This window comes from Polaromonas sp. P5_D5, assembly GCF_054049435.1.
The window spans coordinates 1,093,981-1,113,546 of sequence record NZ_JBFUMJ010000002.1 but is presented as its reverse complement, the minus strand read 5'-3'; the positions used below and the strand labels follow the sequence as shown (position 1 = coordinate 1,113,546).

The following is a 19,566-nucleotide window of genomic DNA, read 5'->3' as shown; positions in this document are numbered from 1 at the left end:
AGGCCATGAACAGCGCCCTGCCCGTCCTGTATTCCTTTCGCCGCTGCCTATATGCGATGCGCGCGCGGCTGGCGCTGGCCGTGAGTGGCGAGCCGCATGAACTGCGCGAAGTCGTGTTGCGCAACAAACCCGCCGAGATGCTGGCTGCCTCGCCCAAAGGCACCGTGCCGGTGCTGGTGCTGCCCGGCGGCGAAGTCATTGATGAAAGCCTGGACGTGATGCTGTGGGCGCTGCGGCGCAATGATCCCGAGGGTTGGCTCACATCACCGCAGGGCTCTCTTGATGACATGCTCGCGCTGGTTGCCGGCAACGACGGCGCCTTCAAGCGCAGCCTGGACCGCTACAAATACCCGAATCGCTACGCCGAAGAAGCCGCAGGCGACAACGCGGGCTTTGCCTTGTCACACCAGGCTGCATGCGCAAGTTGGCTGGGCCAGCTGGAAACCGTGCTGGCTGGCGGCTGGCTCTTCGGCACGCATGCCAGCCTGGCCGACATGGCGTTGCTGCCGTTTGTGCGGCAGTTTGCACATACCGATGCGGCCTGGTTTGCCGCGCAACCCTGGCCGCAGGTGCAGGCCTGGCTGGCGCGCTTTGAAACCAGCGTGCTGTATGAAGGCGTGATGGGCAAGCATGCGCCTTGGCCGGCGGGTGCTGTGTAAGGCCGTATTCGCTATCAAATCAATAGCTGCTCGCGCAGATCCTGATTGGACTGGAAGCCAATTTGATGCCTGAAATCGGTCTGAAAAGCCGTTTTGGACGTGCTTTTTGGCCGACAGGAAGCCATTTTTGAGTCCGGAAGCATCATTTTTTTGGAAGAAAAATGGCCTTTCACCAATTACAACGGGCGCGAGCCGCTATTAAATGTATAGCAATCGGCTGGCGGCAGGAGCGCCACGTTCAAGGGGCGCCAGCAGCAAGATGTCAGCGCTGAATGCGCGTAGACAGCACCACTGATGTATTGGTGCGCTCGACCCCGTCTAGCAGGCCGATGCCATCGATCAGCGCATCGAGCCGCTCAATCGAGCCGGCCTGCACGATGGCGATCATGTCGAACGTGCCGCTGACGGAGAGCAGTGAGCGGACCTCGGGAATCTTGCGTAGCGCCGCCTCCACCGGGCCCGACAGCTTGGGGCCGACGGTGAGCATCACGTGGGCGGCTACCTGCGACTGCTCATACGCGTCGCCGGTGCGCACGCCGTAGCCGGTGATGACCTTGTCGCGCTCCAGCCGCTCCATGCGGGCCTGCACCGCGGTGCGCGACAAACCCACCTTGCGGGCGAGCAAAGCCACCGGGCAGCGCGCGTTTTCACGCAATTCGCTGAGCAGTATCTGGTCTATGGCGTCGAGATTCATGTGCCGGGCGTGACTATGGTTAAAGCAGGGTAGGCAAATAGATGGTAGATGCCTTCTATTTCACTAAATTATGACTTCTATTTGTATAAATTGATACTACCAACCGCCGGTGCTGCGCTCCACAATCAGTCAACGCCCTTCACCTGGAGGGGCCCATCAAGGAGCGGATATGAAAAAGATCATGGTCGTAGGCGCAGGCAAAATCGGCTCAACCATTGCCGCCCTGCTGGGCTCCAGCCAGGACTACGCGGTGACGGTGGTGGACGCATCGCAGGCCGCACTTGCAGGTATCAAGGCCGGCGCCGGGGTTCAATTGAAGGTGCTGGACGTCACCGACCCTGTCGCCCTGCGCGCAGCGCTTGAAGGGCAGTTTGCGGTGCTCAGCGCGGCGCCGTTCCACCTCACCACATCGATTGCCGAAGCTGCCGTGGCAGCCGGTGTGCACTACCTGGACCTGACCGAAGACGTGGCCAGCACGCGGCGCGTGCGGGAGCTGGCCAGCACCGCGCGCTCAGCGCTGATCCCGCAATGCGGCCTGGCGCCGGGCTTTGTGTCTATCGTGGCGGCCGACCTGTGCCGGCGTTTTGACAGCCTGCACAGCGTGCGCATGCGCGTAGGCGCCCTGCCCCAGTTCCCGTCGAACGCGCTGAACTACAACCTGACCTGGAGCACCGACGGCGTCATCAACGAGTACTGCGAACCCTGCGAAGCCATTGTGGAAGGCGTGCTGCGCCAGGTGCCGCCGCTGGCTGAGCATGAGGAGTTTTCGCTCGACGGCGTGACGTACGAGGCCTTCAATACCTCAGGCGGCCTGGGCACCCTGTGCGAGACGCTGCAGGGCAAGGTCACCAACCTCAACTACAAGACCATCCGCTATCCCGGCCACGCGGCGATCATGAAGGCACTGCTCAACGACCTGCGCCTGCGCGACCGCCGCGGTGTACTGAAAGACATACTGGAAAACGCCCTGCCCACAACGATGCAGGACGTGGTCATCGTGTTCGTCACCGTGAGCGGCCAGCGCGAAGGCCGGCTGATGCAGGAGACCTACGCCCACAAGGTATACAGCCACGTGGTCGGCGGCGTGCTGCGCAGTGCGATCCAGATCACTACGGCGGCTGGTATTTGCACGGTGCTGGATTTGCTGGCTAACGGGCGTTTGCCTGCGCAGGGGTTTGTGCGGCAGGAGGATATTGCTTTGGGGGATTTTCTGGGGAACCGGTTTGGTGGGGCTTATGCGCCTTTGGTGGAGCGGGCTGCGGCTTGAGGGTTGATTTTTTGAAAACCAGGCGTTGCGGTTAATGGGGGCGAGCGGTAGCAGCTATTGAATTGATAGCGGCTTCTTTTTGGGTTGTTGTTGGTTTGATGGGGGCGGTCTTTGCTGAGGGCGGTTGGCCGGGGGTTGCCCGGCATGCAACTCACTTTCTTTTGCTTCGCCAAAAGAAAGTAAGCAAAGAAAAGGCGACCCTGGTTCCTGCGTCCCTTCGCTTCGCTGCGGGCAACCTGCGGTGCTCGGTCCAGCCGGGGTCAAAAACAACTCGCTTCGCTCAAACAAGTTTTTGCCCTGATCCGTCTGGCCCTGTGCTCCTCGGCGCATCCACAAGGGGTTGGGGAAGGAATACCTAACAGCCGAATACCGGAAGAAACAAGGACTCGCCATGGCGAGTCCTTGTCGGTATTGGAGCTGGCATTTGTCTTCGGTTCCCGCACCCGATTGCCCCTTCCCTTCTGTCTGCGCCGAGGAGCGCAGGTTCAGGCGGATCAGGGATCGCGATTGTCTGAGCGAAGCGAGTTCGAGCGAGACCCCGCCTGAACCGAGCACCGCAGGTTGCCCCGTAGCGAAGCGAAGGGGTCGCAGACAGCAGGGTCGCCTTTTCTTTGGTGACTTTCTTTTGGCGAAGCAAAAGAAAGTTACTTGCCGCCGGGCAACCCCCGGCCAGCCGCCCTCAGCATCTATGATCTGCGTGAAACACGCCACCGTGGTTGAACATCAATTCCACACGCCATGAATATTTCACACACCGTCTGCCGGATTTTCTTTTCGGCAGCAATAACGGCTTTGTCTGCAGGGTGCTATGCCCAGTCAATGCTGTCTGAGGTTTCTCAAAAAAACCTTGAAGCCAATGTGGAACTGTTCGCCAAGTCCTATTACCTCGGCACCGGCGCTGGCCACTTTGTCACCAGCGTAAGCCCGGTCGATACCGAAAATGCTGTGGCGGTCGTCGGTGAGGTCGGAGATTTCGGGCGAGATCCCAATGCCTATACGGTTTATCTCAAACTCATCCAGCAAAAATGGCGAGTTGTCAGAATCGAGTTTGTGTACCGCGATACTGGCAAGAAGACTTCACAACAGGTATTGCCACCTTTTCCCTATCCCGGCTGGAGAAAAGACGCGCCTTGAGCCCGGTTGTGCGCCTCAGTCCTCAGGCGCAATCATCTCCGCATACTCATAAAGCGCCTCAAGCACCGCCTGCCCCTTCTCATCTGCCGTCTCCGCCAACACATCAATCTCGGCAAACAGCGCATCCACATTGCGTGCCCCGCCCTCACCCTCCAGCAGGCGCGCAGCGCGATGCGCTTCCCAGCGTTCGGCGTCTTCGGGCGACAGGGTTTCGGCAAAGTTGCGCGCCCGGTAGCGAAACACCAGTTCCCCGAGGCGCTCATCGTCAAAGCCGATGCGGGCATGAGCCAGCTCGGCGGGGGGCAAGGCGCGCAGCTGGTTCAGCCGGCGCCTGTCGGTGTTGTTGATGAAGCCGCCGTACAGGTCTTCATCAACATCCGGCGTGGGCTCTTTGGGCCGCTGGAAGACTTCGGGCCAGATGGCGCTCATGTCGGGCAGGCCGGCGGCTTTTTCGGCGTTGGCCAGCGCTGCAGGGATGTCTACATTCCATTTGGCGGCCATCTCCGGCGACAGCGTGGCGAGCTTGCGCACGACCATGGGTGACTTGTTCAGGTGAACCGACTTGAGGGGCAGCCGCTGCACGCCTTCGGGCAGCTCGGCCGATTTGCTGAAGAGGCGTTGCCGCAACGTGGCAACGTCGAGCAGGGGCAGCTCACTCGGGTCTTGCGACAAGTCCCAGGCCAGCAGCTCGTTCTTGTTCGTCGGATGCGTTGCCAGCGGCCACATGACGGCCAGGCAGCCGCGCTCTGGCGGGAACATGCCCGAGACGTGCAAAAACGGCTGGGCTGTTTGCGGGCTGGTGGGCAAGCCGAGCTCTGCGGCCACGCGGTCTTTTTTGTGCAGGCCCAGGCAAAAGTCGAAAAGCTTGGGTTGCGCCTTGCGGATCAGGCGGGCCAGCGCGATGGTGGCGCGCACGTCAGACAGGGCGTCGTGCGCCGACTCGTGCAGCAGGCCGTTGGCACGCGCCAGGTCTTCGAGCTTGAAGCTGGGGCGGACGGCGCTGGCGTCGTCCGGCCTGCGTTCGTCGGGCTTGAGCGGCCAGGTGATGCCCTCGGGCCGCAGCGCATAGGCCATGCGCACGACATCGAGCAGATCCCAGCGGCCGCAGTCGTTTTGCCATTCGCGCGCATAGGGGTCAATGAGGTTGCGCCAGAACATGTAGCGCGTGACTTCGTCGTCGAAGCGGATGGTGTTGTAGCCCACGCCGATCGTGCCCGGCTCGGCCAGAACGGCTTCGATCTGCGCGGCGAATTCGTGCTCGGCCACGCCACGCTCCATGCACAACTGGGGGGTAATGCCGGTGAGCAGGCAGGACTCTGGATTGGGCAGGTAGTCGTTGGCCGGCTTGCAATAAATCATCAGCGGCTCGCCGATTTCGTTGAGCTCGGCGTCGGTGCGAATGCCGGCGAACTGCGCGGGCCGGTCGCGGCGCGGGTTGATGCCGAAGGTTTCGTAGTCGTGCCAGAGGAAGGTGTGGGGCATGAAGAACTCGAAGTAGGTAATTAGAGCAAGGGTGAAAACAGCCGCGCCGTGGCGTCGAGCAGGCGCATCAAAAAGTTCTGGGGGCGATGTGCGCGCACGGGCGCGGCGCTGAGCAGGTCGGTTTCAAACTGCGCAGCGAGCGGCCCTGCCAGCGCGGGGCCGTAGACCACGGCCATCACTTCGAAGTTGAGGCGAAAGCTGCGGTTGTCGAAATTGGCGGTGCCGACCATGGCACAGCTGTCGTCGACGACCAGTGTTTTGGAGTGCAGCATGCGGGCCTTGTACTCCCAGACCTTGACGCCAGCGGCGATCAGTTCGTCGAAGTAGGAGCGCGCCGCGGCGCTGACGACAAAGCTGTCGCTGCGGCGCGGCACCAGCAGGCGCACGTCGACGCCGCGCAGTGCAGCGCTGGTTAGAGCCATCAGCGCGGGCTCCCCTGGCACGAAGTAAGGCGTGGTCAACCAGGCGCGCTGGGTGGAGGCATTGATGGCGGCCAGGTGCATGCGGTGAATCGGCTCCAGCATGTTGTCCGGCCCGCTGGTCACTACCTGCACCGGGATGTCGCCGGCTTCTTCGTCGGGCACCAGGAGGGGCAGCAGGTGCGGAAGGGTCCCGTCCGTGTCGGCTATCGATTCGCCGGTGGCATAGGTCCAGTCTTCCAGGAAGGTGGTCTGCAGCCACCGCACCGCGCTGCCTTCAATGCGCAGGTGCACATCATGGTAGGCATCGGCGCGGGTGCGCCGGTCTTCTTCATCGGTGATGTTGACGCCGCCCGTGAAGCCGACACGGCCGTCGCAGACGACAATCTTGCGGTGGGTGCGGTAGTTGGTCACCGGGCGCAGGCGGCGGCCTATGCGGGTATCGTGAAAGAATGCAACCTCGACGCCGGCGGCCTCCAGCGGTGCCAGAAACCGGCTCCCAAGCCGCTTGGAGCCGAGCGCATCGACCAGCAGCCGCACCTTGACGCCCTGCTCGGCCCTTTCGGCCAGCAAGTCGCGCAGGGCAGTGCCGATGCGGTCGGGTTCAAAAATATAGTACTCGAGGTGCACATGATGGCGGGCGTCGCGGATCGCCTGGAAGATGCTGTCGAAGGTATGCGCCCCGCCTGAAAGCAGCTGGACGCCTGTGGCACTGGACACCGGAAGGCCGCAGGCGGCGGTTCCCAGGGCGGTCATCTGCCGCAGCGCCGGAGGTGCTCTTTCGGCCACGCCCTGCAACTGGGCCAGATCGGCATCGCCACGCGCACCGGCGCGGCTGCGCAGCCGCTTGAGGCGCTGCTTTTTGAGGCGCTGGGGACCGAGGAAGTAGTAAATCACGAAGCCGGCAAACGGCAGCAGGGCCAGCGACAGGATCCAGCTCATGGTGGAGACCGGCGCGCGCTTTTGCATCACGATCCAGACCGACAGCACTGCAATGTAGGCACTCCAGACCAGGGAGAGGCCGGTTTTCCATTCTGAGCTGAGTTCGGGAAGGGTCAAAGCGGGGTGTCTCTGGGGTTGGGGCGCGGGCGAAATGAAAAAAGGCCGATAGCGTGATGCTAGCGGCCTTTTTTGGGTGCGCGGAAACTATCCGCGCCGCTGGATCGGCTCGATCAGCGAATGGTCAGTTGGTTTCTGCCGCTTCGGCTTCCGGCTTGGCTTTACCTTCCTTCTTCGGCAGCGGCTGGATGTCGAGCTGGACTTCTCCGGTCTCAACGCCCTTCTCGTCCGTCGTGACCTTCATGTCCACCGTCAGGCGGCCACCGTCGGTCAGCCGGCCAAACAGCAGCTCGTCGGCCAGCGCACGGCGGATCGTGTCCTGGATCAGGCGCTGCATCGGGCGGGCGCCCATCAGCGGATCAAAGCCCTTCTTGCCGAGGTACTTGCGCAGCGTATCGGTGAAGGTGACTTCCACCTTCTTCTCGGCCAGTTGCGTTTCGAGCTGCAGCAGGAATTTGTCGACCACGCGCAGGATGACGGTTTCGTCCAGCGCCTTGAAGCTGACAGTCGCGTCCAGGCGGTTGCGGAACTCGGGCGTAAACAGGCGCTTGATGTCGGCCATCTCGTCGCCGGACTCGCGCGGGTTGGTAAAGCCAATGGTCGCCTTGTTCATCGTCTCGGCACCGGCGTTGGTGGTCATGACGATGATGACGTTGCGGAAATCGGCCTTGCGCCCGTTGTTGTCCGTCAGCGTGCCGTGGTCCATGACCTGCAGCAACACGTTGAAGATGTCCGGGTGCGCCTTTTCGATCTCGTCAAGCAGCAGCACGGCGTGCGGCTTCTTCGTGATGGCCTCAGTCAGCAAGCCACCCTGGTCAAAACCGACGTAACCCGGAGGCGCGCCAATCAGGCGGCTCACGGCATGGCGTTCCATGTACTCGGACATGTCGAAGCGGATCAACTCGATGCCCATGATGTAGGCCAGTTGCTTGGCAGCTTCCGTCTTGCCGACGCCAGTGGGGCCGGAGAACAGGAAGGAGCCGATCGGCTTGTCGTCCTTGCCCAGGCCGGAGCGCGCCATCTTGACGGCAGAGGCCAGCACTTCAAGGGCCTTGTCCTGGCCGAAGACCACGCTTTTCAGGTCCCGCTCGAGCGTCTGCAGCTTGCCGCGGTCGTCGTTGGAGACATTGGCGGGCGGGATGCGGGCGATCTTGGCCACGATCTCTTCGACCTCGGCCTTGGTGATGATCTTCTTGCGTTTGGACGCGGGCAGGATGCGCTGGGCAGCGCCGGCTTCATCGATCACGTCAATGGCTTTGTCGGGCAGATGGCGATCGTTGATGTACTTGGCGCTGAGCTCGGCGGCAGCCTGCAGGGCAGCCACGGCGTACTTGACGCTGTGGTGCTCTTCAAAGCGCGACTTCAGGCCCTTGAGGATGTCGACCGTTTCCTGCACGGTCGGCTCGACCACATCGACCTTCTGGAAGCGGCGCGACAGGGCCGCATCTTTTTCGAAGATACCGCGGTATTCGGTGAAGGTGGTCGCGCCGATGCACTTGAGCTGGCCGCTGGACAGCGCCGGCTTGAGCAGGTTGGACGCATCCAGCGTACCGCCCGAGGCCGCACCGGCACCGATCAGGGTGTGGATTTCGTCGATGAACAGGATGCCGTTGGGCTTGTCCTTCAATGCCTTGAGCACGCCCTTCAGGCGTTGTTCGAAGTCACCGCGGTACTTGGTGCCGGCCAGCAATGCGCCCATGTCGAGCGAGTACACATTGGCTTCGGCCAGGATCTCGGGTACGTCTTTTTGCGTGATGCGCCAGGCCAGGCCCTCGGCAATCGCGGTTTTACCCACACCGGCCTCACCGACCAGCAGCGGGTTGTTCTTGCGGCGGCGGCAGAGAATCTGAATGACGCGCTCGACTTCATACTGGCGGCCGATCAGCGGATCGATCTTGCCGTCCTTGGCGAGCTGGTTCAGGTTGACGGTGAATTGTTCAAGCGGTGAGGCTTTTTCGTTCTTCTCGCCGCCCTCTTCGTTCTCGGCGGCGCTCTCGCCGGCCTTGGCTGGCTCGGGTGGATCGCTCTTCTTGATGCCGTGCGCGATGAAATTCACCACGTCCAGGCGGGTTACGCCCTGCTGGTGGAGGTAATACACGGCGTGGGAGTCTTTTTCACCAAAAATGGCGACCAGCACATTGGCGCCGGTGACTTCCTTCTTGCCATTGCCGGTGGACTGCACGTGCATGATGGCGCGCTGGATCACGCGCTGGAAGCCCAGCGTGGGCTGCGTGTCGACATCGTCGGTGCCGGCGACCTGCGGGGTGTTGTCCTTGATGAAATTGGCCAACGACTTGCGCAAGTCGTCCACATTGGCTGAGCAGGCGCGCAATACCTCGGCTGCACTGGGGTTGTCCAGCAAGGCAAGCAAGAGATGCTCAACGGTGATGAACTCGTGGCGCTGCTGACGCGCCTCGACAAACGCCATGTGCAAGCTGACTTCTAGTTCCTGGGCAATCATTGATCTTCCTTTCGGCTTGCTTGGGTTAACTCTACTGACTTATGAAGGGAATATTGGCCGGATTTACGATTATTCAATGGGCTCACTGACACACTGCAGCGGATGGCCGTTTTTCCGGGCAGCTTCGGTGACCTGGTCCACCTTGGTCGCCGCTACGTCCCTGGAAAACACGCCACAGACACCTTTGCCGTCCAGATGGATCTTCAGCATGATCTGCGTGGCGGTGTCATGGTCCTTGTTGAAAAACTCCTGGATCACCACCACCACGAACTCCATGGGGGTGTAGTCGTCGTTGAGCAGGACCACCTGGTACATCTGCGGGGGCTTGGTCTTTTGCGGCCGGCGCTCCAATACGACCGACTCTCCCCCATTGCCGTTATCGGGCTTGATAGCCGGGACTGGGGGCTGCACCGGAGAGTTGGGGGATTTTGGAGACTTGGTTGCCATGGAATTCATTCTAGCCACCGATGTAGTCCAGTGCGCCTGATAGGGAAATTGGTGGCGGGAACGCGACATTCAAGCGTGATTTTTTTCCTTTTCCGTGGCCAAGAAAAAAACCGCCGCGGGATTGCTCCCGGGCGGTTCTCGGAAAAACCGGCTGAGCCAGCTTTACATGTGGTCGATCATGACCTGGCCAAAGCCGGAGCAGCTGACCTGGGTTGCGCCTTCCATGAGGCGGGCGAAGTCATAAGTGACCTTCTTGGAGTCGATGGATTTTTCCATCGAGCTGATGATCAGGTCGGCAGCCTTGGTCCAACCCATGTGGCGCAGCATCATTTCGGCCGAGAGGATCTCGGAGCCGGGGTTCACGTAGTCTTTGCCAGCATACTTGGGCGCAGTACCGTGGGTGGCTTCAAACATGGCGACGGTGTCGCTCAGGTTGGCGCCGGGGGCGATGCCGATGCCGCCGACCTGGGCAGCCAGCGCGTCGGACACGTAGTCGCCGTTCAGGTTCAGGGTGGCGATCACGCTGTATTCAGCGGGACGCAGCAGGATCTGCTGCAGGAAAGCATCGGCGATGCTGTCCTTGACGGTGATTTCCTTGCCGGTCTTGGGGTTCTTGAACTTCATCCATGGGCCGCCGTCAATTTCCACGGCGCCGAATTCCTTCTTGGCCAGGGCATAAGCCCAGTCACGGAAGCCGCCTTCGGTGAACTTCATGATGTTGCCCTTGTGCACGATGGTCACGCTGGGCTTGTCGTTGTCGATGGCGTACTGGATGGCCTTGCGCACCAGGCGCTCGGTGCCTTCGCTGGAAACCGGCTTGATGCCGATGCCGGAGGTGTTCGGGAAGCGAATCTTCTTGACGCCCATCTCGTCCTGCAGGAACTTGATGAGTTTTTTGGCCTTGTCGCTGCCGGACTCGAACTCGATACCGGCGTAGATGTCTTCCGAGTTTTCGCGGAAGATGACCATGTGGGTCTTTTCAGGCTCTTTGACGGGCGAAGGAACGCCCTTGAAATACTGGATGGGGCGCAGGCAGACGTAAAGATCCAGCTCCTGGCGCAGCGCCACGTTCAGGCTGCGGATGCCGCCGCCCACCGGGGTCGTCAGCGGACCCTTGATCGACACGACGTAGTCACGAACAGCGTGCAGGGTTTCTTCTGGCAGCCAGACGTCCGGGCCATAGACCTTGGTGGACTTTTCACCGGCAAACACTTCCATCCAGTGGATCTTTTTCTTGCCGCCGTAGGCTTTGGCAACAGCAGCATCAACCACTTTCAGCATCACCGGCGTAATGTCTGCGCCGGTGCCGTCGCCTTCAATGAACGGAATGATGGGTTCGTCAGGTACGTTCAACGAGTTGTCGGCATTGACAGTGATTTTTTGGCCTTGGGAAGGCACCTTGATGTGCTGATACATGAACAAAAGTCTCCGGTAAGCGCAAGGCGTCCAAGGGCACGCCACGCAACAGTTAGGTAAAAACCCCTAAATTCTAGCCGTAAAACCGTACAGCAAAAGAATTTGGGGGCATCGTGTCAACGGCTTTGGAACCGGCCTCGTTACGGTAGGGCCTCCGAGAAGTTCGGGGTATTTTTTCCAATAACGTTATCAAAGGAAATTCCAAATGAACAAAATCCTCGCTGCTTTGATCGCTGGCCTCTTCGCTGCTGGTGCTTTCGCACAAGCTTCCGCTCCTGCGGCTACCCCAGCCAAGCCAGCTGTTGCCGCAACGCCAGCCGCTCCTGCTGCAAAAGCAGAAGCCAAAGCTGAAGCAAAGCCAGCCAAAATGACCAAAGAAGAAAAAGCTGCTGCCAAGGCCGCAAAGAAAGAAAAAGCTGCTGCTGACAAGAAAGCAAAAGCTGAAGCCGCTGCAGCCAAGAAAGCCGAAGCTGCTGCCGCCAAAAAAGCAAAAGCTGAAGCCAAGAAGTAATTCCTGGTGACTTCGGTCAAAATGCCCGCCGCGTGCGGGCATTTTTTATGCGCGTCGTTTATGCTGGCCGATCAACTTCATGCGTGGTGACTCTATGTTTTTCAAACCCGGTACCGTCTTGTTTCGTGTGACGTTCAAGGGCTTCACCCAGATACTGGCTGTTGCCGCTCTGCTCGTGCCCCTGGGTGCTTCGGCGCAGGACGGCCCCCAGATGAATTTACAGCGCGTCAAGCTGTCGGCCGGCATGCACCTGATTGAGGCACAGGTGGCCCTCACGCCGGAACAGCGGCAAATCGGCCTGATGTTCCGCAAGGAAATGCCGCAACAGGAAGGCATGATTTTTATCTTCGAGCAGCCAGCCCAGCAGTGCTTCTGGATGAAAAACACCTTGCTGCCACTGACCGCCGCCTTTGTGGCGGATGACGGCACCATCGTGAACCTTGCCGACATGAAACCTCAAACCACAGACCCACACTGCTCTGCCCAACCCGTGCGCTTTGTCCTGGAAATGAACAAGGGCTGGTTTGCGCGAAAACGCATCAAGGCCGGCAGCAAACTGGGTGGCCCGATTTTCGAGGCGAAGCGCTGATTTCTCGCTTTTAAAACAAAAAAAGCCGACTCATGTCGGCTTTTTTGTGAGCGAAGGCTTCTCGCCTCAGGCGAAGTTGGCCTCGGCAAAACTCCAGTTCACCAGATTGGAGAGGAAGGTTTCGACAAATTTCGGACGCAGGTTGCGGTAATCGATGTAGTAGGCGTGCTCCCAGACATCCACCGTCAGCAGGGCCTTGTCGGCGGTGGTGAGAGGGGTACCTGCCGGGCCGGTGTTGACAATATCAACCGTACCATCGGCTTTTTTGACAAGCCACGTCCAGCCGGAGCCAAAATTGCCAACGGCCGATTTGACGAAAGCTTCTTTGAACGCAGCGTAAGAGCCAAACTTGGCGTTGATGGCTGCAGCCAGTGCGCCGCCAGGTTCGCCACCGCCGGCAGGCTTCATGCAGCTCCAGAAGAAGGTGTGGTTCCAGATCTGGGCCGCATTGTTGTACACACCACCACTGGATTTCTTGACGATCTCTTCGAGCGTCATGGCTTCAAACTCAGTGCCTTTTTGCAGGTTGTTGAGGTTCACCACGTAAGCATTGTGGTGCTTGCCATGGTGGTATTCAAAGGCTTCCTGGCTGTAATGCGGCGCCAGGGCGTCGATCGGGTACGGTAGCGGGGGGAGTTTGTGTTCCATGATTTTTTCCTCGTGGTGATGAATAAACTGCTTTTAACGATGTCATTGTAAAAACTAAATCAGCCTGCGCGCAGAAACCGTCAAATCGACCTCGCCGTCGGCAAGGGTAGCGCGTACGGGTTGCCCTATGTGTGTATTTTCCTGGCTGGTAATGGGCTGCCCATGAAGGTCGGCAAGCCAGGCATAACCGCGCTTCAGGACCAGTTTGGGATCCAGTAATTCAAGCCGCAACTGTGCGCGCTCGACGCGCTGCCGACCTCGTTGCAGGCTGCCTTGCACTTCGTGCGGAAAATCGCTGCCCAAGACCTGCAGCCTGCGCCGTTCGTGCTGCAGTGCCGAACGCGCCGCATGGCTCAGGCTCTGGCCGAGCCCGGCCAGACGGGCATGCTGCCTGGTAACCAGATGCGACGGCCGGCTGATTCGCGAAGCCGCCCAGTCCAGGCGCTGGTTGTGCGACTCCAGCTGGCGGTCTACACCGTTTTGCAGCCGCGACAGAGCCAGGTCCAGCGCACCCAGCCAGACAGCCTGGGGCTGCGCGCAGAGTTCTGCCGCGGCGGTCGGCGTGGGCGCACGCACGTCAGCGCAAAAATCAGCGATCGTGAAGTCGGTTTCATGTCCCACCCCGCTGATCACTGGCATGGGCGATTCCACCAGGGTTCGGGCGAGTTGCTCATCATTAAAAGCCCACAGGTCTTCCATGGCACCGCCGCCGCGTACCAACAGCAAGACATCCACGCGGTCCTGGGATCGCCGCTGATAGGCTTTGAGCAAAGCGGCGCGCAATTCGCCGGCTGCCTGGCTGCCCTGTACGCTGGCAGGATAGATAACCACGGGAATATGTGGCACACGGCGCTGCAAAGCACTCATGACATCGTGCAAGGCGGCGGCACCCAACGAAGTCACCACACCAATGGCGCGGGGCAGCAAAGGCAAAGGCCTTTTACGGCCTGGGTCGAAAAGACCCTCAGCTTCAAGTCTGGCCTTGAGCAGCAGGAACTGTTCAAAAAGGTTGCCCTGGCCCGCCTGGCGCATGGACTCCACCACCAGTTGCAACTCACCGCGCGGCTCATAAACACCCAGCCGTCCCCGCAACTCCACCAATTGGCCGTCGCGCGGGGAAAAATCGAGCATCGTGGCAGCGCGGCGAAACATGGCGCAGCGAACCTGCCCCTGTTCATCCTTGAGTGAAAAATAGCAGTGGCCGCTGGCCGCACGCGAAAAACCGCTGATCTCACCCTGCACCGCGACGGGGTTAAACCGGGCTTCAAGGCTGTCTGAAATAGCCCTCAGCAAAGACCCGACGGGCCATACCCGAATGCCCGCGTCGCGCGCTCCCGCTTGCGGCTTCCCCGAAGGAGTCGATGCATCAAACACGCCTAAACCCCTTGGCAATCCGGGTGTAATACTCCACAGAGAGCCGCCCTTCAAGGCTCAACCCCCTGGTTTCCCGCGGATATCGAGATAAATTCGTGTAACTCATTGATTTTGAATAACTTAATTCTGCTCAAAATTTCATCGTTCTGTCACATGCACGATTTGGCGCGGCTTGGAGGCCGCTGTGCCTCCACTTGCTAACAAAGTTATCCACAGCTTCTGTGGGCTACGTCCGACACGCGATGACGTTGCGAACATTTAACAGATCAGGCTCGGCTGCAACGAGATGGCAGTTTCTGTAAGCCATAATCCACCACAACTTACTGCCTGGAGATGTGCATTGTTTTCGATCATACAAGCCGCAGGTTGGCCGATTTGGCCCCTGGTTGCCTGCTCTGTCTTGGCCCTTGCTCTGGTTATCGAGCGTTTTACCAGCCTAAAAATCCGAAAAATCGCCCCCGCCAAGCTGCTTGACGAAGCCATCACCGTCTCCCGCGCCTCCGTCCCCTCCCCCGATGTGGTGGCGCAACTTGAACAGAATTCGCTGCTCGGCGAAGTGCTTGCCAGCGGTTTTCGTGCGCTGAACACCAATCCACGGATCAGCGAAGATGACCTGCGTTCCACGCTGGAAGGCGCGGGACGCAAGGCGGCCCACAAGCTGGAGCGCTACCTGGCAGCCCTGGCAACCATCGCCTCTGCCGCGCCCTTACTCGGTCTGCTGGGTACCGTCATCGGCATGATCGAGATTTTCGGCTCGCAGGCAGGTGGCGGAGGTGTGAGCAATGCCGCCGGCGGCAACCCTGCCCAGTTGGCGCAAGGCATCTCGATTGCGCTCTACAACACGGCTTTCGGCCTGATGGTGGCCATTCCCTCGCTGATTTTCTGGCGCTATTTCCGGGCGCGAGTGGACGGATATCTGCTGACGATGGAGCTGGCGGCCGAGCGTTTTGTACGCCACCTCAATACCCTCAGAAAATGAACTTTCGCCCCCATCCTCATGACGAGCCGGAGATCAACCTGATCCCCTTCATCGATGTGCTGCTCGTGGTGCTGATCTTCCTGATGCTGTCCACCACCTATAGCAAGTTCACCGAACTTCAGGTCAAGCTGCCGATCGCCAACGCCGAACAACAGCGCGACTATCCCAAGGAAGTCATCGTCGCCGTGAGCAGCGACGGTCGCTACATGGTCAACAAGACTTTGGTGGAAGGCCGTGGCATCGAAGTGCTGGGAGCCGCGCTTGCCGAAGCAGCGAAAGCCGGCAAGGAAAGCGTCATCATCATCAGCGCCGATGCCAACGCCACACATCAAGCCGTCATCACCGTCATGGAGGCCGCACGCCGCCAGGGGCTGACGCAAATCACATTTGCAACGCAAAGCGCCGCAACGGCCGGGGCCAGATAGGCCGGGGCCGGTTGCCCATTCCATGCAGCCTTCGCGGCGAAATGGCAGTCATCACGTGAAACAGATTTTGCAGAATGCCTGGCACAGACGGGGTTGGCTGGCATGCCTGCTCTGGCCGCTTGCCCAGGTCTATGGCCTGGTCGTGCGGCTGCGGTGGGTGCTGTATCGCCGTCACATTCTCCGGTCCGAACATTTTGGCGTTCCGGTGGTCGTGGTCGGAAACGTCATCGCCGGCGGCGCCGGAAAAACACCGCTGGTGATTGCCCTGGTGAAACATCTGCAGGCGCAACAGGTACTGGTAGGGGTGGTGTCCCGCGGTTACGGAAGGCACGGCACCGACTGCCTGGAGGTGATCCCCGGCGCATCCCCTCATCTCTCAGGCGACGAGCCGGCCCTTATCAAGCGTGCAACGGGTGCGCCTGTTTTTGTTGCCGGCAAGCGTGTAGACGCCGTGCGTGCATTGCTTGCCGCATATCCGGGCACGGCTGTAGTCGTGTGTGACGACGGGCTGCAACACTACGCCCTGCAACGCGATATCGAGATTGCCGTGTTCGACGACCGAGGTGTGGGGAACGGTTGGCTGCTACCGGCAGGCCCGTTGCGTGAGCCCTGGCCCGCACGCGAACGGGTTGGCTTGAATTTTGTGCTGCACACCGGGCAAAAACCGGCATTTGAAGGGTTTGTTTCCAGTCGCAAACTGGGCAACGAAGCTTATTCCGGCCGGGGCGAACCGGTCGCGCTAACGAGCCTGCGGGGCCGGCCTCTGGCGGCACTTGCGGGCATAGCCAACCCTGAAGCATTTTTCGGAATGCTGAGGGAAACCGGCCTGACGCTGCAGGCCACAACTGCCCTGCCCGACCACCATGACTTCACCGATCAAGACCTGGAGGCGGAGGCGCTCAAAGGGCGTGTGGTGCTGTGCACCGAAAAAGACGCTGTCAAGCTTTTTGCACTGCAGGGCACGTCACAAAAGGAGGTTCTGGCCGTGCCTTTGGTGTTTTCGCCCGAACCAGCGTTCTTTGCCGCACTCGATGCCCGGCTGGCACCGCTGATTTCTCCCTTACCATCAGGCCATGGACACCAAACTGCTTGAACTGCTGGTCTGCCCTGTGACCAAAGGCCCGCTCGACTATGACCGGGAAAAACAGGAGCTTGTTTCCCGCAGCGCCCGCCTCGCCTACCCGGTGCGCGACGGACTTCCCGTGCTGCTGGAAAGCGAAGCGCGGACCTTGACCGACGAAGAGCTCGGCCTGTGAACGAGTCCTTGAAAAACACAAGCCAGACCCCGAAAGCATGAGCTTCACCGTCCTCATTCCGGCCAGGCTGGCCTCCACACGCCTGCCCAACAAGCCGCTGGCCGACATCGGCGGCGCGCCCATGGTCGTGCGTGTGGCGCAGCGCGCGATGCAGAGCACTGCCCTGCGCACCGTCGTCGCAACCGACAGCAACGAAATCATCGAAAAATGCGCGTCTTTCGGCATCGTCGCCGTGCTGACACGAGGAGACCACCCCAGCGGCAGCGACCGGCTTGCGGAAGCCTGCAGCGTGCTGGGACTCGCGGACGACGACATTGTGGTGAACGTGCAAGGTGACGAGCCGCTGATTGACCCGGCCTTGATCGACGCGGTCGCGCGCCTGCTCATCGAGCGCCCGGACTGCGCCATGAGCACGGCGGCGCATGCCATCCAGCAGCTGGCCGACCTGAACAACCCCAACGTGGTCAAGGTGGTGCTTGACGCGCGCCATACGGCCCTTTACTTCAGCCGCTCACCCATTCCGGCCGCGCGCGACTTTACCGGCAAGGTGTGGTGGGAGGCCGGCAGCAGCCTGCCCCGGCCACTCCGGCACGTCGGCATTTACGGCTACCGGGTGGGATTTCTGCGGGAGTTCCCGCGCCTTCCCCAGTCGCCACTCGAGCAACTGGAGTGCCTTGAGCAACTCCGGGCGCTGTGGCACGGCCATCGCATCGCCGTGCACATCACCGGCGACGCGCCCGGGCCGGGCGTTGACACCCCGGAAGACCTGGACCTCGCCCGCAAGCTGTTTTCCTGACCTGCCCTCCCCGGCATAACGCCGGCTCGTAAGTTGCTGTCAGGGGTGCATGCTATCCTTGGGAAAAACACAAGTGTGAGGCCTGCAGGACGTGTCGGCAGCCCTCCATACCTGTCAAGCAGCCCCTGCGGAAACCGGCCGGCGGTTCGGGCTGACTTCAAGAATTCATAAAATCCGAGGACATCCATGAGACTGATTTTGTTGGGCGCACCTGGCGCGGGCAAAGGGACGCAAGCGACCTTCATCTGCCAGAAGTACGGCATTCCCCAGATTTCCACCGGCGACATGCTTCGTGCGGCCGTCAAAGCCGGCACGCAACTGGGCATTGAAGCCAAAAAAATCATGGACTCGGGTGCGCTGGTCAGCGACGACCTGATCATCAATCTGGTCAAAGAGCGCATTGCCCAGCCCGACTGCGCCAAGGGCTTTCTGTTTGACGGCTTTCCGCGCACCATTCCGCAGGCCGACGCCATGAAGTCTGCCGGCGTCAAGCTGGATTACGTTCTTGAAATCGACGTCCCCTTCGACGCCATCATCGAGCGCATGAGCGGACGCCGTTCGCACCCCGCTTCGGGCCGCACCTACCACGTCAAGTTCAATCCGCCCAAGGTCGAAGGCAAAGACGATGTGACCGGCGAGCCGCTGATCCAGCGCGATGACGACAAGGAAGAAACTGTCCGCAAGCGCCTGGAGGTTTACAGCGCCCAGACCCGCCCGCTGGTTGAGTATTACTCCAGCTGGGCCAAGGCAGAGCCCGACCTGGCTCCCAAATACCGAGCCATCAGCGGCATGGGCGGTGTTGACGAGATCACCGCCCGCGCGTTCAAAGCGCTGGCGGGCTGAATCGAGCCTCCAGCGAGTCCATCTGCACCCCAAAGCCGTCAGTCTGACGGCTTTTTTCATTCCAGTTCCCGGCAGACTGAAATCGGAAGGCAGGGTTCAGCTTTGCGCCAACAGCTCGAGCATCATCGCTATTCTCGACTTCACGGGGCTCAGCCCCTGCGAATCAGAAAACAGATCCCCGGGTGTGGGCAAGACACGACCATTGAGGCACCTTGTCGACCGGACGACCCGCACCCCCGCAGACCGCGCGCGAAGCAAGGCCGCCTCCAGCGCATGGTGCAAGGTGCCATTACCCGTGGCGGCAACTACAAGCCCCTGAACACCCTGCGCCAGCAACGCGTCCACGACCGCACCACTGGCGCCGGCATGGTTCATGACGATCTCAACGTGCGGCCACTGGACCGGAACCACGGAGTTCGCTATTATTTTAATAGCTGCTTGCGCTCGTTCTACATGGGTTTCAGGCCAATTTCGCATTAACCTGAGGAATCCTTCCTCCACATAGCCAATCGGCCCCGCATCACCAGAGTCAAAGGCGTCAACCTTGTAGGTATGCACTTTCTGCACGTCCAGCGCGCTGTGGATGGTTCCGGCGCACACCGCAACCACACCCCTCGCCCCCGCATGACGCGCCGCCGCCATGGCATCCAGCATGTTCTGGGGGCCGTCAGGCACCAGCGCCGTCGCGGGCCGCATGGCGCAGGTCAGCACCACAGGTTTATCGGGGCGGCACACCGCATGAAGGAAATATGCCGTCTCTTCCAGCGTGTCCGTTCCGTGCGTGATAACAATGCCCTGCACGTCCGGCTGGGCCAGAAAGTAATTGACCCGACTGGCCAGCTGCATCCATACCTCGAAGCTCATGTCCTTGCTGTCGACCTGCGCGACCTGCTCGGTCATCAAGGGGCCGTACCTTGCCAAGGACGGGACCGCCACGACCAGCTGCTCAACGCCCACCTGGGCGGCGGTATAGCCGATGTTGTCCGACGCACTCGCAGCCTGCCCGGCAATCGTGCCGCCAGTGCCCAGAATCACAATATTTTGAGGATACATAAAACGTAAACTTGCAATCTTTTAAAAACTGGATGAAAATACAGTTACTGGATA

At 60.5% G+C, this 19,566-nt stretch carries 20 protein-coding genes; 11 read left to right on the top strand and 9 right to left on the bottom strand.

All coding sequences use genetic code 11. The features are described from left to right. Positions 1–5: 5 nt before the first annotated feature. Positions 6–659: a glutathione S-transferase gene (locus ACXJKE_RS11895; RefSeq protein WP_457280772.1), complete on the top strand. Its 654-nt coding sequence runs from the start codon at positions 6–8 to the stop codon at positions 657–659. Between the two features lie 262 nt (positions 660–921). Here ACXJKE_RS11895 and ACXJKE_RS11890 read toward each other — a convergent pair whose 3' ends face one another. After that, positions 922–1,353, bottom strand: coding sequence for an Lrp/AsnC family transcriptional regulator (locus ACXJKE_RS11890; protein WP_457280771.1), 432 nt, complete (start codon positions 1,351–1,353; stop codon positions 922–924). 169 nt (positions 1,354–1,522) lie between these two features. Between ACXJKE_RS11890 and ACXJKE_RS11885 the strand changes: the two genes are divergently transcribed. Continuing rightward, the gene (locus ACXJKE_RS11885; RefSeq protein WP_457280770.1) at positions 1,523–2,620 is read left to right on the top strand and encodes a saccharopine dehydrogenase C-terminal domain-containing protein; all 1,098 of its coding nucleotides are present in this window, start codon (positions 1,523–1,525) and stop codon (positions 2,618–2,620) included. Between the two features lie 738 nt (positions 2,621–3,358). After that, positions 3,359–3,754: a hypothetical protein gene (locus ACXJKE_RS11880; RefSeq protein WP_457280769.1), complete on the top strand. Its 396-nt coding sequence runs from the start codon at positions 3,359–3,361 to the stop codon at positions 3,752–3,754. Positions 3,755–3,769: 15 nt separating this feature from the next. Here the strand turns inward: ACXJKE_RS11880 and sbcB are convergent, their stop codons facing one another. The 5 genes from sbcB to icd all read right to left on the bottom strand — a co-directional run bounded on the left by sbcB (position 3,770) and on the right by icd (position 11,044). Next, a complete protein-coding gene (gene sbcB / locus ACXJKE_RS11875; protein WP_457280768.1) occupies positions 3,770–5,236 on the bottom strand; it encodes an exodeoxyribonuclease I in 1,467 nt (488 codons plus the stop codon). A 20-nt stretch (positions 5,237–5,256) separates the two neighbouring features. Then, a complete protein-coding gene (gene cls, locus ACXJKE_RS11870) occupies positions 5,257–6,714 on the bottom strand; it encodes a cardiolipin synthase (protein ID WP_457280767.1) in 1,458 nt (485 codons plus the stop codon). A 124-nt stretch (positions 6,715–6,838) separates the two neighbouring features. Further along, complete coding sequence (gene clpA / locus ACXJKE_RS11865) at positions 6,839–9,175, bottom strand: ATP-dependent Clp protease ATP-binding subunit ClpA (RefSeq protein WP_457280766.1); 2,337 nt, start codon at positions 9,173–9,175, stop codon at positions 6,839–6,841. 69 nt (positions 9,176–9,244) lie between these two features. After that, a complete protein-coding gene (gene clpS, locus ACXJKE_RS11860) occupies positions 9,245–9,622 on the bottom strand; it encodes an ATP-dependent Clp protease adapter ClpS (protein WP_457280765.1) in 378 nt (125 codons plus the stop codon). A 162-nt stretch (positions 9,623–9,784) separates the two neighbouring features. Beyond that, complete coding sequence (gene icd / locus ACXJKE_RS11855; RefSeq protein ID WP_457280764.1) at positions 9,785–11,044, bottom strand: NADP-dependent isocitrate dehydrogenase; 1,260 nt, start codon at positions 11,042–11,044, stop codon at positions 9,785–9,787. A 199-nt stretch (positions 11,045–11,243) separates the two neighbouring features. Between icd and ACXJKE_RS11850 the strand changes: the two genes are divergently transcribed. Both ACXJKE_RS11850 and ACXJKE_RS11845 read left to right on the top strand, forming a co-directional pair. Continuing rightward, entirely contained in the window at positions 11,244–11,549 is a 306-nt protein-coding gene (locus tag ACXJKE_RS11850; protein ID WP_457280763.1) for a hypothetical protein, read from the top strand. Between the two features lie 94 nt (positions 11,550–11,643). Next, positions 11,644–12,138 carry a DUF192 domain-containing protein gene (locus ACXJKE_RS11845; RefSeq protein WP_457280762.1) on the top strand — a complete coding sequence of 165 codons (495 nt, stop codon included), beginning with the start codon at positions 11,644–11,646 and terminating at the stop codon, positions 12,136–12,138. 66 nt (positions 12,139–12,204) lie between these two features. Here ACXJKE_RS11845 and ACXJKE_RS11840 read toward each other — a convergent pair whose 3' ends face one another. Both ACXJKE_RS11840 and xseA read right to left on the bottom strand, forming a co-directional pair. Beyond that, entirely contained in the window at positions 12,205–12,786 is a 582-nt protein-coding gene (locus ACXJKE_RS11840; protein ID WP_431096247.1) for a Fe-Mn family superoxide dismutase, read from the bottom strand. A gap of 54 nt (positions 12,787–12,840) precedes the next feature. Continuing rightward, on the bottom strand, positions 12,841–14,160 hold the full coding sequence (xseA, locus tag ACXJKE_RS11835) for an exodeoxyribonuclease VII large subunit (protein WP_457280761.1): 1,320 nt from the start codon (positions 14,158–14,160) through the stop codon (positions 12,841–12,843). 340 nt (positions 14,161–14,500) lie between these two features. Here xseA and ACXJKE_RS11830 point away from each other — a divergent pair, with 340 nt between their 5' ends. The 6 genes from ACXJKE_RS11830 (at position 14,501) to adk (ending at position 18,459) form a co-directional block, all read left to right on the top strand. Beyond that, the gene (locus tag ACXJKE_RS11830; RefSeq protein WP_457280990.1) at positions 14,501–15,139 is read left to right on the top strand and encodes a MotA/TolQ/ExbB proton channel family protein; all 639 of its coding nucleotides are present in this window, start codon (positions 14,501–14,503) and stop codon (positions 15,137–15,139) included. Continuing rightward, positions 15,136–15,564: an ExbD/TolR family protein gene (locus tag ACXJKE_RS11825; protein WP_457280760.1), complete on the top strand. Its 429-nt coding sequence runs from the start codon at positions 15,136–15,138 to the stop codon at positions 15,562–15,564. Before ACXJKE_RS11830 ends, ACXJKE_RS11825 begins: the two co-directional genes overlap by 4 nt. Before the next feature lie 22 nt (positions 15,565–15,586). After that, positions 15,587–16,657, top strand: a complete 1,071-nt coding sequence (gene lpxK, locus ACXJKE_RS11820; protein WP_457280759.1) for a tetraacyldisaccharide 4'-kinase — start codon at positions 15,587–15,589, stop codon at positions 16,655–16,657. Beyond that, complete coding sequence (locus ACXJKE_RS11815) at positions 16,638–16,820, top strand: Trm112 family protein (RefSeq protein ID WP_122956562.1); 183 nt, start codon at positions 16,638–16,640, stop codon at positions 16,818–16,820. The genes lpxK and ACXJKE_RS11815 overlap by 20 nt, the downstream gene beginning before the upstream one ends. A 37-nt stretch (positions 16,821–16,857) precedes the next feature. Further along, positions 16,858–17,616, top strand: coding sequence for a 3-deoxy-manno-octulosonate cytidylyltransferase (kdsB, locus tag ACXJKE_RS11810; protein ID WP_457280758.1), 759 nt, complete (start codon positions 16,858–16,860; stop codon positions 17,614–17,616). Between the two features lie 186 nt (positions 17,617–17,802). After that, entirely contained in the window at positions 17,803–18,459 is a 657-nt protein-coding gene (gene adk / locus ACXJKE_RS11805) for an adenylate kinase (RefSeq protein ID WP_457280757.1), read from the top strand. A gap of 96 nt (positions 18,460–18,555) precedes the next feature. On the opposite strand, the gene ACXJKE_RS11800 is transcribed toward adk, so the two are convergent. Further along, complete coding sequence (locus ACXJKE_RS11800; RefSeq protein ID WP_457280756.1) at positions 18,556–19,512, bottom strand: asparaginase; 957 nt, start codon at positions 19,510–19,512, stop codon at positions 18,556–18,558. Between the last annotated feature and the right edge of the window lie 54 nt (positions 19,513–19,566).